We start from the raw sequence: 15,264 nt of genomic DNA on the forward strand, positions 1-15,264 counted from the left end.
CCTCTCCCTCCTGAGTCATCTCGAGGTGGAGGCCATTTCCTCTATCTCTGCCTGGAACCAGTCGGGGAAGCGGTCTCTGTTCTCGATGAGGATCGGGCCCACATCGCGCCACTTTGGTGGCTCTTCCCCAACATACCTTAGGGCCGCCTTCAAGGACAGCTCGACGGCCTCTTGGCACTGCCTTATGCAGTAAGCGTAGCCTCCCTCCTCGAAGGTCCTCTCTGCGGTCTTGATCCTCCTGAGAGCTTCCTCCAGGTAAGCTCTGGCCATCTCAACGTTATTCAATCTCTAATACCTCGCCGAATCGGTACTCCTCCTTGAGCACCCAGTACCACATTTTCCCGACTCTCACCCTCTTAGCTTTCAGCTCCTTAAGCCTTCTCCTCAGGCGCTTCAGGATGCCAGCGAAAAAGCCGTCCCTGTCGTAGAGGATGACTGCGTCCTCAACCATGTCCAGGTAGAGTGGGGTCACCTTCGATGCCTCCTCCCGTGACTTAATTATCGGGCTTATGAAGGCGCTGTATCCTTCCTTCCTGAGCTCACTCAGGAGCCCCTCTACCTCCTTTTCGGCCTCCTCGAACATCCTGTACCTCAAGCACCTGTCCTCAGGAAGGTTGTCGGCCACGATGAGTACGTCGATGTCGCTGTCTTTCCTCGCTTCCCCTCTCGCAACGGAGCCGTAGACAACGACGCTCACCAAGTCGAAGCGCTTCCTCAGGCTCTCAAGGAGCACGTTGAAGACCTTCGCGTAGGGTTGCTGCACGCGACACACCCAGTAACGCTTCCCAGCTTCTAAGGTTCGAAAAGTGCCTCAAAAACATTGTGAAAAATCGGTTAGCCTCTGGGCGTCACCTGACACTTTTGCTTCCCCCAGTATTGGAAACGCGCCAAGGAGGCTCAGGGGTCTAAGCCCTCCCGTTCTATGTAGTTCAGGAGTTTTCTCATGATCTCCTCCAGCTCCTCCACCTGCCACAGCAGCGAGTAGAGCCTCTCGTGATCCACCTGCGCGTAGACGCGGACAAGTATGTTTCGCAGACCCGCCATCGAGCAAAGCTTTTTGCCCTCGTCGAGTGTGAGGACCCCCTGGTCAGCCAGCTCCCTACCGATCTCCTGGTACCTCGACGGCGCGGCCACCCCTTCTTAGATATTATGAAGCTTCCCACATCCAGCAGGGCCTCTATAGCCACTTGAAAGTTCCTTTCGGTGGCGTCGATAACCAGGGGGTTGCTGAGAAACTCCTCCTTGCTCATCTCCCTTACCTTAATCAAACGCAGCACAGCCCTCTTAAACCTCTCCACCCTGCCTACCAGCCCGGGGCTAGGCACGTTTGATCGCCTCCAACATCCCCTTAGCCATGGCATCGTAGTGGTACTTAAAGTCCAGGAACTCCATGATCGCCCTAGCCTTATCCTCCGCCAGTAGTGTCTCATCTCTCACCATCACAACCACCCCCTCCTTGAAGATCTCGTAGCGAAGCGGTGGAGGGGCATCGTCAAGGTCGACTATGTGGACGGGAAACCCGACCTCGGACTCTAGCTCTGCGGAGAGCCTCCCCAGCTCTATCAGATCCGGCTTTATTCGAAACTTCACGGCGAGGTCGACGTCGCTGTCTCCCCGCATCTCCCCCCTCGCCGCCGACCCGAACAATACGGCGTAGATCACGTTACCCTCTCTGAGCAAAACCCCCTTGAGCCTCTCCTTAAGCTCGGCTAGCTCCACCACGTGTCCTGTTCCAAGAACCTTAATATAACGGTGTTGACGCGAGGCAGAATTTCAGCAAACGGTAGGGCTCAAGGTAAGCGCGCCTAACTCTTCCTAAACTTGCACGAGCGTGCGAGAGGACACTTCTCGCATGCGAGGGTGCAGGCAACAGGGACAGAAGCGTACCTTACCTTCTTCAGGTCGCGGAGTATTATGATGAGGAGCTCGACCTTTTCGCGGGGCAGCCCCGTCTTTTCGCTCAGCGTATTAGCATCCAGGGTGCCGTGCTCGTGCATCGCTCCAAGTACTCTTTCTGCGTCCTCTCCGAAGTTGGCTCCCATAATCCACAGTTCAGTAACCTGGCTAAAAAGCGTTGTTTTTAGAGGTGCTCTTCGAGCCACCTGGCTATGTCGTCCGCCACCATACGCCATTGGGGCTCGTTAAGTATCTCGTGCTTTAGGCCCTCGTACAACCTGAGGGTTTTGTCGGCGACCCGAAGCTTCTCGTAGAGCCTTTGAGACGCGCTTGGAGGGACAAGGCAGTCCTCCTTTCCGTGGAGCACGAGGGCAGGGCATTTGATGGATTCCACGCTCCTCCAGGCCTGGGACACCCCTCTCCCGAACTCCACCAGTAACCTCACAGTGGGGTCCTTAAAAACCAGGGGATCGCTGAGGTAGCGCTTGGCAACCTCCTCGTCGTGGGTGAGGCACTCGGTGCTCACGGGAAGCGGGAGCCTCTTCCTGGGCGAAAACGTGCCTAGAACGCTGAGCAGCATCCTTTGGGTGAAAGTCGTCCTGACCTCTAGGGCGGCTCCGCTCGTAACGAGCCCCCTTAGCTCCTCACCAAGGGACCCGGCGACGTGGACTGCTATGAGCCCGCCCATGCTGTGCCCGAAGAGGAACACTCGGGGGATCCTAGCTTCCTCCTTCACGTAGCTGATGAAGGAGATCGTGTCGCGTACGAAGTCGTTGAAGGATTCTACGTACCCTCTCTCGCTCTTCGACAGGCCGTGGCCGCGGAGATCGTACATGTAGAGCGAGAACCCCTTTTCGGCGAGGTAAGCGCCGAAGTGCTCGTACCTCCCGCTGTGCTCCGCGAACCCGTGAACCCCAACGACAACAGCCTTCGGCGTCTCTCGTGGCCGCCAAGCCCGAACGACCGTTTCTAGCCCGCTGCTCAAGCGGACAGGCTTTTCGTCCGCCATCGCGCTAACAGCGTAAAACTGAGAAATATTCTTTACCTTGCGAAAAGCCCCCACTCTAGAAGGGCTGAATGGATCATCTCAGCACTGATGGAAGCTATGATGACGGACATGAACCTGCCGACGCCGCGAACCACGTTCTTGCCAGCGACCTCAAGCAGTAGCTCCCCGGACCTCAGGGTTAAGTAGACTAAAAGCGACGCAATACCGGAAGCCGCCAGCGTCATGACAACCCCATGCGTAGCCGCCATCACAATAAGGGTGGTTATCGTCCCGGGGCCCACGAGCAGTGGAGTAGCGATTGGCACGATCAGGGCTTCCTCTGTGCTTTCAAGCATTTTTGTGCGGCTCAGCCCCGAGAGCATATCAATGGCTATAACCATGAGCAGTATCCCTCCACCGAAGCGTAGAGACGCTATACTGACGTTGAAGAAGCCGAGAATTACTGCCCCCAAGACGGCGAAGACCGCCATGAGAGCGGCGGCGTAAAGGCTTGCCCTCCGCACGGCGACAGCCTTCTCATCCTTCCCTCTATCACCCATCAAACTCATAAAAGTCGGTATCACGCTGATCGGGTTTAGCACTGCGTAGAGCTGGAACCCCAGTAAAGCGACGTTTACAATCACCTGCGCTAAGTCTGCCACGCCTCTCCCCTAAGGTTCATTGAATAAATTTTTATCCACGCATGGGTTCCCAAGGCTTTGGCGTAGACCAGCATGGCTCAGAGACCAGCGGACCGTCCCACAGACCCGTCTAAGTACCTCTGGACCGTCCTGTCGGTCACAACCCTAGGAGCATTCATGGCCGGCCTCGATACCCGCATAGTCGTAGTCGGCCTCGACGCGGTTGCCGGCGCGCTGCACGCTGACATAGAGCAAGCCCTCTGGTTCACACAGGCCTACATGCTCGGCAGCACGCTCATGTTGCTCCTAGTCGGGAGGCTAGCGGACCTGTACGGGCGGGTAAGGCTGTACCTCGCCGGCTTCGCCGTTTTCACCCTCGGGTCGCTCCTGTCAGGCCTCTCCCCGAACCCCTTATTCCTTATCGCTTCACGCTTCGTGCAGGGGCTTGGAGGCGGCATCCTCAACACGGTCAGCGCGGCTATCGTCACCGACGCGGCCGCTTACGGCCCTCTAGCGTTCGCCTTGAGTGTGAACTCCCTCGCCTTCAGGCTTGGCTCGATACTCGGGTTGACGCTTGGAGGGCTGATAATAGGGCTCTTCGACTGGCGCCTCATATTCTGGATCAACGTTCCCGTAGGGGTCGCAGCCGTCATCTGGGGGAGGAGAACGCTCAGGGAAATCTACAAGCCCCGGGAGCAGAAGAGCGTGGACTGGCTCGGCTTCGCGCTGTTCACCGTCTTCACGCTCTCAATCCTGCTGGCGCTGACCTTCGAGGGCTACGGGCTATCCTACAGGAAGATCGCCAACGCCCTGTACGCGCTGTCCATGGCGTCTCTAGCGGGCTTCACGCTGTGGGAGCTGAGGCAAAGCCACCCGCTACTGGACCTTAGGCTCTTCAAGGTCTGGAGCTTTACGGGCGGCGTAGTCGCGCAGTTCCTGAACGCGGTGGCCTTCGGCTCAGTGATGCTTCTCCTGACCCTATACTTCGAGGTCGCTAAGAGCATGTCTCCATTAGAAACGGGCCTCTTCCTGATGCCATTCGAGCTCTCATTCCTAGCCTTCAGCCTCATCAGCGGCGGGCTCTCGGACAAGTACGGCTACGTGGGCTTCGCGATACTGGGCCTCTTTGTGGGAAGCCTCGCGCTTCTCGTGCTTTCAGGAATAAGCCTTTCCACCCCCTACTGGCAGGTGGCGCTTGGCTCCGTCCTGCTGGGAGTGGGCAACGGGCTCTTCATGTCGCCGAACACCAGCGCGATCATGTCGTCGGTCCCGGAGGTGAGGAGGGGCGTAGCCTCCGCCCTCAGAAATGTCCTCTTCAACCTGGGCATGACGCTCAGCCTCAACATCTCCGTGCTCCTCCTCTCCAGCAGGCTATCCTACGACCTCATAACGAAGCTACTGCTCAGCGCGGAGCTCGACGAGGCGCAGCTAGCCGCAGGTAGAAGCTCGCTCGCGCTGGCTTTAGGCGAGGTTTTCAGAGTCCTAGCCCTTGTGAACCTCTGCGCAGCGGTTTTCTCAGTTAGCAGGGTTGGGGGCAAAAGGACTGTTAAAGTTTAAAACGCCAGAATACAGCGGGCTCACTAATCCTGGACCATAAATCCACCCACCTCGGTCTTAGGGAATTTCGTAATTTTAGCCATGGGAAGACGCAAGTCCCCAAGCTTACAAAGCTACAACGGATTACTCATGAGAAAATATCTGTCTTTAAGGCGTAAAGTTTTAACCGCTATTTTCTCTAAGCAGAATCTCGCAGGTGTCTACGTTGGAGGCTGAGCGTGTCAAGCGTGTACTGATTTTCTCTTCAATCGGAAACGCGGCGATCAGTCTGCTGAAGATCCTCGGGGGCCTTGTCTCAGGCAGCACCGCTCTCCTGGCCGACGGGAGCGACTCCGTGCTCAACGTCGCTAGCGCCACCATCGCCTACCGCTACTACACCAAGGGCATGAAGCCCCCCGACGAGAAGCACCCCTACGGCCACACGCGCTTCGAGGCTTACGGCTCGATACTCGTGCTCATCCTCATGGCGGTGACCTTCAGCTTTGTCGGCTTCATGGCGGTGGACCGCTTCAGCCACGGTGAGCCTGAGCGAGTAGACCCCGTCGGCATAGCCTTCGCTCTTGTCTCGCTTGCGCTGAACCTCGCGGTCTCAAGCCTCCTGAGGGCCTACGGTAAGGGAAGCCAGATAGCGGTGACCGAGTCGAGGCACACGAGCCTCGACGTGATCGAGGGTGTTACCACGCTCACCGGCGTGACTCTCGGCTCGACGCTCTCGGCATACTACGACTTAGCCGCCACCTTCGTCATCCTGGGCATAGTCGCGTACTTCATCTACGAGACGCTAAGGGAGCTGCAAGGACAGGTTGTCGATACCAGCCCTCCCCTGGAGGTCCTCAAGGCCATCGAGGAGGAGGCCCTCAGGGTTAGAGGCGTGAAGGGGGTTCACTCGCTCAGGGCTCGCACAGTCGGCGGCAAAGTATACGCTGACCTGGACCTGGAGGTGAGTCCTCAGCTCTCCGTCGACGAAGCCCACTCGCTGTGCGACCAGGTTGAGAGAGACATCAGCAAGAGGCTCGGAGGCAACGTAGACTTAATCATCCACGTGGAGCCCTCCGGCGACTAACCCCTGCACCGCACCTCTACTTCTCGTCCCTCAAGTCGGCGATGAGCCGCCTTATGCAGGCCTCGAGCCCCCTCGCGGCCAGAGCTGGCGGCATTGAAGGCACGTTGCCGGTTAAGGCCTGCTCGGGCAGGCTCGGGACGTGCACGAAGCCAACCATGACTTTCAGACCTTTCGTTGCTACGTGGTGTAGCGCTGTGAACATGGCGGCGTTGCAGACGAACGTGCCCGCGCTGTTCGAGACCGCGGCCGGGACGGAGGCGCTCCTTATGGCTTCAACGGCCCTCTTAACGGGCACTGTGGCGAAGTAGGCGGCGGGGGCTCCTTCCACGACTGGCTCGTCCTCAGGCTTGTAGCCGTCGTTGTCCTCGATCCTAGCGTCCATGACGTTTATCGCAACTCGCTCGACGTGCAAGGAGCTGATGCCCGTAGCCTGCCCTGTGAGGAGCAGGAGCGATGGGCTGTGCTCCTCTATCAGGTTCGGGACCAGCTCCCTGACGCGCCTGAAGCTGACGGGGAGTTGCTGCTTCACCACGGGTGCTCCGCCTATCTCGTCCGGGAGGAGCTTCACGGCCTCCCAGGAGGAGTTGACCTTGTCTCCTCCAAACGGCTCGAAGCCGGTAACGAGGACTTTCATACAGAGTGGAGCTGGGGGTAGGCGATTTAGGCGTTTCGCGGTGAGTGGTATAAAAAGGTGTTCTTCCATCGCCTGCAAATTTTTCCGGTTATAGTGATCCGCCCCGGTGCTTCCCGTCAATCTTCTTCTAAGCTCAAGCCGCTGAATGTTTTTCACTTTTTAATAGTAAAGCCTTAAAAAGGGTGGATTCCACAGCCCTCAACGTTATGAAGCTAAAAACGCCGCACATAATAGCATTAGCGGTGTTAGCGGTGATCATAGCCGGCGCTGTCGCGTACCTGCTCATGCCGAAGGCTCCAACCATCAAGGCCAAGGACGTCCTGGTCATCGGCACCACGGACTCGATACAAACCACCATCGACCCAGCCGAGGCGTACGACTACCTCGGCGTCAACATAATCCAGAACATGGGCGAGGGGTTGTTCGCCTACGAGCCCGGCACAGCCAGGCTGGTCAACAAGCTCGCGGTGAGCTACACCGTTAGCGCCGACCGCAGAGTGTGGGAGATAAAGATCAGGCGGGACGCGAAGTTCCAGGACGGGACCCCGCTGACCGCCCAGGCCGTCGTCTGGTCCTGGAACAGGACGATCACCCTGAACCAGGACCCCGCCTTCCTCATCGCCGACCTGATCGAGAAGGCCGAAGCGGTCTCCGACGACACGATCAGGGTCTACCTCAAGCAGCCCTTCGAGGAGACGTACGTGAAGTCGCTCCTCGCGACTTGGGTCGCGTTCCCCGTTAACCCCAAGACCTCGCCCATGGAGGTGGTGAAGCCGCCCAACACCCTCGACATGATCGGCCCCTACAAGCTCGGGGCCTGGAAGCCCGGCGAGTACATCGAGCTCGTAGCTAACCCGAACTACTACGGGGACCCGCCTAAGACCCCAAGGATCATCATCAAGTTCTACAAGGACGCGCAGAGCCTGAGACTCGCCGTGGAGAACGGCGAAGTCGACGTTGCCTTCAGGACTCTCTCCCCCGCAGACGTGAAGGACATAATGGCTAAGGGCCAGCTCCAGGTGGTCAGCGGCCCAGGCATCGCGCCGATAAGGTACCTCGTGTTCAACACCGCCAAAGAACCCTTCAACGACAAGAGGGTAAGGCAGGCCATAGCATACCTCATCGACAGGAACCAGATAGTCAACACCGTGTTCATGGGGCAGTTCGCGCAGCCGCTCTACAGCATGGTCCCAATAGGCTTCCTCGGCCACAAAGACTCGTTCAAAGAGAGGTACGGTGACAAACCCAACATCGAGGCCGCTCGAAGCCTTCTGTCGCAGGCGGGGTACAGCGAAGCCAACCCGCTTCGGATTGAGCTCTGGTACACCCCAGTCAGGTACACCCCCGCCGAGCCGGACATCGCCGCCATCATCAAGCAGAACCTCGAGGCCAGCGGGTTGATTAAAGTCGACCTCAAGAGCGCTGACTGGGCTACGTACAGGAGCCTCTTCAAGGAGGAGAAAATCGCGTGCTGGCTCCTGGGCTGGTTCCCAGACTTCCTCGACTCCGACAACTACGTCCGGCCCTTCTACCACTCCGGCGCTAACGGCTGGCTCCACGTCAACTACAAGAACCCGGTGATCGACCAGCTCATCGACCAGCAGGTCCTCCAGCCGACAGAGGAGCGCATAAAGATGCTCGCCCATATTCAGGACATAGCCGCCGAGGACGCCCCGATAATACCGCTGTGGCAGGAGGGGCAGTTCGCGGTCGCGCAGAAGAACGTCAAGGGGATCGTGCTCGACTACTCGCAGATATTCCGCTACTGGCTTATCTACGCCGAGGCGCAGGGCTAGAGCTTCGGTGCAGTTAAATGGGCCTAAAAGAGTACGTTTTTTCCCGCCTGCTACTCACGCCTGTTATGGTTCTCATCCTCCTCTCCATAGTTTTCGTGCTGATGCGCGTCCTCCCAGGAGACCCGGTCACGATACTGGAGGGCAAGAACATACCTGAGGATGTGCTAGCGAGGCGTAGGGCGGAGCTGGGCTTGAACAAACCCCTCTACCAGCAGTACATCGACTACATCTACTCGGTCTTCGTCCGGTTCGACCTGGGCTACACGGCGCTCGAGCGGATACCCGTCTCGTACCTGATCGCGACCCGTTTCCCGGCGACCTTGGAGCTCGCAGTCGCCTCCACGGTTGTCGCCGTGGCGATCGGCGTTACGCTGGGTGTGCTCACGGCAAGGTACTCCTCGGCGTCCGTGAAGACCCTCGTGAGGGTCTACTCGTCGGTCGTGTACTCGATACCGGTCTTCTACATCGGCATGCTGCTCCAGCTCACAGCCTCTAAGGGCTTGGGGCTACCGACCACTGGGAGGCTCTCACCCATAAATCTTTTAGCCCTCGACTCCCTGCCCTACAGAACCGGTTTCGTCATCGTGGACTCGATTCTCGCTGGTCGACCCGACATAATGCTTGACTTCCTGGCTCACTTGACGCTCCCCGCCGTGGCTCTCGGGCTGTACCTCTCCGGCGTCTTCACGCGAGTAACCTACCTGGCCGTCGAGGAGTCGATGTCCCAGGAGTACGTGCGGGCGGCCAGGTCCCGCGGGATAAGGGAGTGGGGTGTCGTGCTGAGGTACGGGTTGAGGAACGCGATGATACCCCTCCTCACCATGGGGGGCCTGCAGGTTGCCGCGTTGCTCGGTGGCGCGGTGCTCACCGAGACCACGTTCAACTGGGACGGTCTCGGCCTCCTCGTCTACGAGGGCATCCTGAAGAGAGACTACGCGATCGTGCAGGGCACGGTCACGATATACGCCGTGATAGTGGCCCTAGTGAGCCTGCTCGTTGACATAGCCTACGCCTACGTTGACCCAAGGGTGAGGTACTAGTGAGGTGGCCCAGGAGCTTCGGGGAGTGGAGCTTGCTCGTCGGTGGCCTGCTGACGCTACTGTTCGCCTTCCTTGCTGTAGCGGGGTCGATCATGTCCTTCGGCAACGCGACCGAAAGCTTCGTGGTCGTGGACGGGAAGAGAGTGGAAGTACCGCCGCTAATGCCCCCCGGCTTTGTGCTCGAGGTTGAGGGGAGGAGGATCGTGTTCCCGATGGGGACGGACCAGCTGGGCAGGGACGTCTTCGCGCGGGTTGTCGGCGGCGTGAGGTTCGTTTTAACGATAGCCTTCCTGTCCACGGCAATCTCCGCCGCGATCGGTGTGTTGCTCGGCTTGCTCGCCGGCTACGTAGGCGGGCTCTTCGACCGCGCTGTCAGCCTCGTCATGGATAGCATGTACGCTCTCCCGGGCCTGATCCTGGCAATCGCCATAGCGGCTCTGCTCGGCGTTGGCGTGCTGAACATTTCCGTCGCCATAGCCGTCGTGTACATTCCGAGCTATTATCGGATGGTCAGGGGCGTCGTCCTCTCGCTCAAGTCCTCGCCATTCGTCGAAGCGGCCAGGGTTGCCGGCGCGGGCCCCCTCGCCATCGTCACTAAGCACATACTCCCAAACACTCTGCCCGCCATAGTCTCCCTCCTGCCGATAAGCTTCGCGGACGCGATCATAACGGAGGCCGGCTTGACGTTCCTCGGATTAGGCGTGGAGCCGCCCACCCCCGACTGGGGCTTCGACCTCAACAAGGGGAGGCAGTTCTTCCTGGCAGGCTACTGGTGGATCGGCTTGTTCCCAGGCCTCATGATCATCCTAAGCGTCCTAGGCTTCCTGATGCTGGGCGAGGGCCTTAACGAGATCCTGAACCCCAGGAGGGTGGAAGCATGAGCCTGCTGGAGGTTAAAGACCTAAAGGTCTCCTACAGGACCCGCAGGGGGAGGCTGGAGGCCCTGGGAGGCGTGTCGCTGAGCGTCGAAGAGGGGGAGGTTATGGGGATCGTCGGGGAGAGCGGCTCGGGCAAGAGCACGCTGGGGCTCACGGTGATACGCCTGCTACCGGGGAACGCTGTGGTGGAGGGCGGCTCCGTGCACTTCAACGGGATGGACCTCCTGAAGATGAGGGAGGAGGAGCTGAGGAGGATACGCGGGCGAGTGATAAGCATGGTTTTCCAGGACCCCTACGCCAGCCTGAACCCGGTGATGAGGATCGGTGAGCACTTCGTGGAGCTATTCACGGAGCACGGGGCCGCGGGTAGCGAGGAGGAGGCTCTGCGCGAGGCGGGCGAGATACTCGAGAGGATGGGCGTCCCTAGGGAGAGGCTGAGCGACTACCCCCACCAGCTGAGCGGCGGGCAGAGGCAGAGAGTTGCCATCGGCCTTGCTCTAGCCCTGAAGCCCCGGCTGGTCATAGCCGACGAGATTACAACCGCGTTAGACGCCCTCGTGGAGGCGCAGATCGTGGAGCTTCTGAAGGAGGTTAAATCCTCCTTCAAGACCTCAATGCTCTTCATAACGCACAACATGGGACTCGTCGCCGAGCTGGCTGACCGCGTCGCGGTGATGTACGCCGGCAAGGTCGTTGAGTCGGGCAGGGTCGATGAGGTGGTGAGGGAGCCGCTACACCCCTACACGAGGGCCCTCCTCAGCTCTGTGCCGCGGGTGGGCGGCTCAAAGGACATCAAGCCCATACCCGGTGAGCCGCCGGACATGCACTGCCCTCCGCCAGGTTGCCGCTTTCACCCGAGGTGTCCCTTTGCCTCTGAGAGGTGCCGGAGGGAGGAGCCGGCTGTGAAGAGCTTGGGTGATAGGTATGTTGCGTGCCACCTCTGGTAAGGAGCTACTGAGGGTTGAGGACCTGAAGGTCTACTACCCCCTGAGAAGGACGCTCGGCGAGATGCTCTCGGGCAAGAGGAAGTACCTGAGAGCAGTCGACGGCGTTAGCTTCTCGGTGATGGACGGCGAGGCTCTGGCTCTCGTTGGCGAGAGCGGCTCAGGCAAGACGACGGTGGCAAGAGCCATAGTGGGGCTCGTCGAGCCCACGGCCGGGAGGGTCGTCTACAACGGCTATGACGTGACCACGCTTAGGGGCAAAGAGCTCTCACACTTCAGGCGCAACGTTCAGATGGTCTTCCAGGATCCGAGCGTCAGCCTCAACCCCAGGATGAAGGTGGGAGATCAGGTGAAGTTCCCTCTGGACGTGAACAGGATCGGAAGCAGGGAGGAGCGGAGGAATCTGGCTCTGGAGGCCCTGAGGCGGGTGGGCCTCGTGCCCCCCGAGGACTTCTACGACAGGTACCCCCACCAGCTTAGCGGAGGCCAGAGGCAGAGAGTTGCCATCGCGAGGGCCCTAGTGCTGAGGCCGAAGCTCCTCATCGCCGACGAGCCTATATCCAACATCGACGTCTCCGCTAGGGCCCAGATCCTCTCCCTGCTGAGGGAGCTCCGCGGAGAGCTAGGGCTCTCGCTCATCTACATCACGCACGACCTCTCTTCCGCGTGGGCCATCGCAGACAAAGTTGCGGTCATGTACCTAGGTAAGATCGTGGAGTACGGGGGCGTCGAAGAGGTCTTCGGGAGGCCCTTGCACCCCTACACGAGGGCCCTTCTGAGCGCTGTCCCGCAGCTACTCCCTGAGCACAGGCTCCGGGAAAAGGTGACGCTGAGGGGGGAGGTTCCTAATGCCGTCAACATACCCAGCGGCTGCAGACTACACCCGCGCTGCCCCTTCGCGACGCAGAGGTGCAGGGTAGAGGAGCCCCCGCTCACCGACGCCGGCGGAGGGCACCTGGTCGCCTGCCACCTTTACGGCTAGAACACGAAAATCGTCCCCACGCCCACGATCCGCGAGTACAGGACGAGAACAAGCGCCAGGTACCAAGGAGCAAGCGCCATCGCGAATATTTTGAAGTCGTATAGCCCCTTGTAGGCGAGGTAGAGGACTGTCGTTATGGAGGCCAGGAGCAGGTAGAAGAAGAGGTGGAACGTCAGCTTCGTGGCGAAGGTGGTGAAGAAGGGCGCAAGCTGGGCGACCATAAAACCGTCTATGAAGCCCACGAGGGCGAGGTACAGTATCTCGACCCACTCCTCGGTAGTCGACGGCCTGCCACGGTAGAGCCTGAGCGTGAGAACGGTCAAAACGATTAGAGCCCCCGTCATCGATTGTTGAATCAAAATCAGCCACCCACGTTTAAGCCTTCACTAGACCTATAAAAACGCTTTAGTTCAATCCTCTCCCTTCAAGATCCAGAGGCTCCTTTGGGATGTTCTCTCTAATTTAATAGCTCCGTGTTCTAATTCTACCTGAAGCCGCAAGCCGCGGTTGTAACTTCGGTTGCGTCACGCAATGCTTTTAAGCAACTCCCGGAGATTAGCGGTGTGCGAGTGCTAGTACCCGTTGTGAAGGTGAACGGCAAGCTGTTCCTCTCACCGCACTTCGGCAGAGCCCCCGGCTTCGCGGTTTACGAGGTTCAGGGCAGTGAGATAGCCAATGTGCAATACGTAGACAACCCCTACAGGAACCCAGAGGAGCACTCTGGACACGGTCGCATGATCCTAAACCTTGTCTCTAGCTTTAAGCCTGAAGCTGTCATCGTGAGATCTATCGGAGAGGGGGCGTTCTACAGGCTTAAGTCTCTTGGTGCAAGGATTTACAGGTCGACCGACAGGCTCGCCGACGAGGCCGTTCTCAAGCTGGTGAGAAACGAGCTGGAAGAGCTTCAAGCTCCTGTCGAGGAGCACGAACACTAGTATAAGCAAAATGGTTAATCCTACTCCTGTGTGAAATCTTTAGCGGATTCCTGTTGTCTCAAAATAGATGCTGTGAAAGTTACCTATGCCCTCGCCCACACTTGCTCGTAGAGTGCCGGGTCTTAACTTTTTAAAGCTATTTTAGACGCTCGAGGAGTCTTCTCAAGTCATCAGGCTCGCTCGCCGACCTTAGAGCTTCCAATGCCGCCGCGTAAAGCCTCCTTAGCCTCTCCGTGTCCTCGGCCGTGTAGCCCTGCGTCAAGAGAGTAACGTTCATTGTGCTGCTGATGAGGGACTCAGCCTCTCTCTTTTCTATGTTGCCTAGGATGTAGTGGCTGAGGATGTCCTCCAGGTACTCCACCGCTCGCCTAGGGTCGTAGAGGAGCTTCCGCCTGTAAAGCGGCCCGGGGTTCTCCCTGATCCTCAGGCTGCTCAGGCTGACTTCCCCCTCAAGTCGCGCAACCGGGGCCGCAGCGCGGGGGGCGGGGGCGACGCTCACCCTGCTGGCCTCGCCTTTTCTGAGGTAGCCACCGATCTCCCGCAGGGCTTTCTCCGCAAGCTCTATAGCCTCGCCCTCCTCGTAGACCCTCCAGTCCGGGTTGTGCCTGAAGCTGCCTAGTTTCGCCCACGAGGGGTCGAACTCGTCGAGATCGTCGGGCTTGAGCGCGACGCACACCGCGTCGAGCTCCCTGTGCAGGCTCAGGGGCGCGGTGAATACCCTCTGGGGGTCCATCAGGTTCTCGACTTTTATCCTCGATCCGTACTCGAGGTTTACCTCCTGCACCCTGCCCTTAACCCTCTCTACTATCATCTGCACAGCGGACCATGTCACGTCCAGCGCACCCCTCTTCGCCAGGAGGTCTTCAGGCAGGGCTTTCTCGTGCACGTGCACGTGCATCCCCCGCCCGCTCCACTTCAGCCAAACGCTCCTCGAAACGCCCTCCCGCTCGAGCTCGCCCACTATGAGCCTCGCCACCTCCAGCGTGGCGCGCCAGTGCTCGGGAGTGGAGTCGATGTCCCAGGTCAGCGTCCTCAGGACCACGTTCCCCGAGTAGTTCAACGCGTCCTCCCGCGTTTCAAGCCTCTTGTACAGGCTGGCGGTACCGTAGAACGCCCTCGGCCCCAGGTGCCTCAGCCTCTTCAATAGCGACGCGAAGCCCGCCTCGGAGTTCACGGCTAGGGGTTTTTCAGCCAGGTACCTCACGAGGAGCGGCCGGCCGTCGCGCATCCTCCTCTCGCAGTGAACCGCAACCCACCTCCCCCTGAGGAACTCCACGATCTCCCGGACGACCTGCGCGTTGCCGTAGTGCTGGGCTAAGAGGGGTTGAGGCATTCACTCTTACAAGGGCCCAGGCCCTTTATTCATATCTTTTAGAGGTTCCCCGGAAAATGGGTGTAGGGTTCTTTATGTACCGCTAAGCATATAAGACATTGCCTGGCAAGAGTAGTGTAAGAGGAGGAAAGCTTTGAGCGTAGCAAGGTCCGAGGTAATAGGCAAGAAGGTCTACGACATCGAGGCGAAGTACCTCGGGGACGTATACGACATCGGATTCAAGCTCGGAGAAACGTCCATCACCGTCTTCGTCAGAACCCCCGGAGGGGCCACGCTAGAGGTCCCCTGGGACAAGATAAGCGCGATCCGAGACATAGTCCTCGTCAAGGAGCCCGTAGAACTCCCAGAGGTCCCCGTTACACCGGCGCTCACGGCAGCGCCGCCCGCCCAGCAACCCGCAGGCGGCGGATTGACCTCAAAGGTCACCTCCATTTTCGGCGGCCCGAAGGAGCGGAAGATCTGCCCCTACTGCGGGAAGCCCGCCACCTGGATTGAGCAGTACAAGCGGTGGTACTGCTACAACTGCCAGCGCTACATCGACTAGCAGGCAAACTCGCTTAGTAAAAAAGTCTTTTTT

General features: G+C 59.1%; 18 protein-coding genes and 1 pseudogene. 9 read left to right on the forward strand and 10 right to left on the reverse strand.

Translation table 11 applies throughout. From position 1 onward, the window contains the following. Positions 1–15: 15 nt before the first annotated feature. The 7 genes and pseudogenes from ACNO7C_RS07405 to ACNO7C_RS07435 all read right to left on the reverse strand — a co-directional run bounded on the left by ACNO7C_RS07405 (position 16) and on the right by ACNO7C_RS07435 (position 3,546). On the reverse strand, positions 16–285 hold the full coding sequence (locus ACNO7C_RS07405; protein WP_460024472.1) for a HEPN domain-containing protein: 270 nt from the start codon (positions 283–285) through the stop codon (positions 16–18). Next, positions 278–763, reverse strand: coding sequence for a nucleotidyltransferase domain-containing protein (locus ACNO7C_RS07410; RefSeq protein WP_460024473.1), 486 nt, complete (start codon positions 761–763; stop codon positions 278–280). Before ACNO7C_RS07410 ends, ACNO7C_RS07405 begins: the two co-directional genes overlap by 8 nt. A gap of 134 nt (positions 764–897) precedes the next feature. After that, positions 898–1,430: pseudogene (gene hepT, locus ACNO7C_RS07415) on the reverse strand (type VII toxin-antitoxin system HepT family RNase toxin). Next, positions 1,318–1,719: a type VII toxin-antitoxin system MntA family adenylyltransferase antitoxin gene (mntA, locus tag ACNO7C_RS07420; RefSeq protein WP_460024474.1), complete on the reverse strand. Its 402-nt coding sequence runs from the start codon at positions 1,717–1,719 to the stop codon at positions 1,318–1,320. Before mntA ends, hepT begins: the two are co-directional and overlap by 113 nt. Positions 1,720–1,805: 86 nt before the next feature. Beyond that, positions 1,806–2,042, reverse strand: coding sequence for a hypothetical protein (locus ACNO7C_RS07425; protein WP_460024475.1), 237 nt, complete (start codon positions 2,040–2,042; stop codon positions 1,806–1,808). 38 nt (positions 2,043–2,080) lie between these two features. Beyond that, positions 2,081–2,905 carry an alpha/beta hydrolase gene (locus tag ACNO7C_RS07430; RefSeq protein WP_460024476.1) on the reverse strand — a complete coding sequence of 275 codons (825 nt, stop codon included), beginning with the start codon at positions 2,903–2,905 and terminating at the stop codon, positions 2,081–2,083. A gap of 32 nt (positions 2,906–2,937) precedes the next feature. Further along, positions 2,938–3,546: a MarC family protein gene (locus ACNO7C_RS07435; protein ID WP_460024477.1), complete on the reverse strand. Its 609-nt coding sequence runs from the start codon at positions 3,544–3,546 to the stop codon at positions 2,938–2,940. 72 nt (positions 3,547–3,618) lie between these two features. Here ACNO7C_RS07435 and ACNO7C_RS07440 point away from each other — a divergent pair, with 72 nt between their 5' ends. Both ACNO7C_RS07440 and ACNO7C_RS07445 read left to right on the forward strand, forming a co-directional pair. Next, positions 3,619–5,082, forward strand: coding sequence for an MFS transporter (locus tag ACNO7C_RS07440; protein WP_460024478.1), 1,464 nt, complete (start codon positions 3,619–3,621; stop codon positions 5,080–5,082). Positions 5,083–5,287: 205 nt separating this feature from the next. Beyond that, positions 5,288–6,145 carry a cation diffusion facilitator family transporter gene (locus ACNO7C_RS07445; protein WP_460024479.1) on the forward strand — a complete coding sequence of 286 codons (858 nt, stop codon included), beginning with the start codon at positions 5,288–5,290 and terminating at the stop codon, positions 6,143–6,145. Positions 6,146–6,161: 16 nt separating this feature from the next. Here the strand turns inward: ACNO7C_RS07445 and pcp are convergent, their stop codons facing one another. After that, entirely contained in the window at positions 6,162–6,779 is a 618-nt protein-coding gene (pcp, locus tag ACNO7C_RS07450) for a pyroglutamyl-peptidase I (RefSeq protein WP_460024480.1), read from the reverse strand. 206 nt (positions 6,780–6,985) lie between these two features. Between pcp and ACNO7C_RS07455 the strand changes: the two genes are divergently transcribed. From ACNO7C_RS07455 to ACNO7C_RS07475, 5 genes are read left to right on the forward strand one after another with little or no spacing between them, the layout of a single operon-like run. After that, the gene (locus ACNO7C_RS07455; RefSeq protein ID WP_460024481.1) at positions 6,986–8,575 is read left to right on the forward strand and encodes an ABC transporter substrate-binding protein; all 1,590 of its coding nucleotides are present in this window, start codon (positions 6,986–6,988) and stop codon (positions 8,573–8,575) included. A 17-nt stretch (positions 8,576–8,592) separates the two neighbouring features. Beyond that, positions 8,593–9,615, forward strand: a complete 1,023-nt coding sequence (locus ACNO7C_RS07460) for an ABC transporter permease (RefSeq protein WP_460024482.1) — start codon at positions 8,593–8,595, stop codon at positions 9,613–9,615. Beyond that, positions 9,615–10,496 (forward strand): ABC transporter permease, encoded by an 882-nt coding sequence (locus ACNO7C_RS07465; protein ID WP_460024483.1) that lies wholly within the window; start codon positions 9,615–9,617, stop codon positions 10,494–10,496. The genes ACNO7C_RS07460 and ACNO7C_RS07465 overlap by 1 nt, the downstream gene beginning before the upstream one ends. Further along, complete coding sequence (locus tag ACNO7C_RS07470) at positions 10,493–11,440, forward strand: ABC transporter ATP-binding protein (RefSeq protein ID WP_460024484.1); 948 nt, start codon at positions 10,493–10,495, stop codon at positions 11,438–11,440. Before ACNO7C_RS07465 ends, ACNO7C_RS07470 begins: the two co-directional genes overlap by 4 nt. Further along, positions 11,418–12,419, forward strand: a complete 1,002-nt coding sequence (locus ACNO7C_RS07475) for an ABC transporter ATP-binding protein (RefSeq protein WP_460024485.1) — start codon at positions 11,418–11,420, stop codon at positions 12,417–12,419. The genes ACNO7C_RS07470 and ACNO7C_RS07475 overlap by 23 nt, the downstream gene beginning before the upstream one ends. Here ACNO7C_RS07475 and ACNO7C_RS07480 read toward each other — a convergent pair. Further along, on the reverse strand, positions 12,416–12,778 hold the full coding sequence (locus ACNO7C_RS07480; RefSeq protein WP_460024486.1) for a hypothetical protein: 363 nt from the start codon (positions 12,776–12,778) through the stop codon (positions 12,416–12,418). The genes ACNO7C_RS07475 and ACNO7C_RS07480 overlap by 4 nt on opposite strands. 204 nt (positions 12,779–12,982) lie before the next feature. Here ACNO7C_RS07480 and ACNO7C_RS07485 point away from each other — a divergent pair, with 204 nt between their 5' ends. After that, on the forward strand, positions 12,983–13,354 hold the full coding sequence (locus tag ACNO7C_RS07485) for a NifB/NifX family molybdenum-iron cluster-binding protein (protein ID WP_460024487.1): 372 nt from the start codon (positions 12,983–12,985) through the stop codon (positions 13,352–13,354). 136 nt (positions 13,355–13,490) lie between these two features. Here ACNO7C_RS07485 and ACNO7C_RS07490 read toward each other — a convergent pair whose 3' ends face one another. After that, positions 13,491–14,687, reverse strand: coding sequence for a hypothetical protein (locus ACNO7C_RS07490; protein ID WP_460024488.1), 1,197 nt, complete (start codon positions 14,685–14,687; stop codon positions 13,491–13,493). Between the two features lie 133 nt (positions 14,688–14,820). Here ACNO7C_RS07490 and ACNO7C_RS07495 point away from each other — a divergent pair, with 133 nt between their 5' ends. After that, positions 14,821–15,231: a PRC-barrel domain-containing protein gene (locus ACNO7C_RS07495; protein ID WP_318537354.1), complete on the forward strand. Its 411-nt coding sequence runs from the start codon at positions 14,821–14,823 to the stop codon at positions 15,229–15,231. The last annotated feature ends 33 nt before the right edge of the window (positions 15,232–15,264 follow it).

The sequence above is a fragment of the Infirmifilum tikiterense genome (assembly GCF_054696565.1).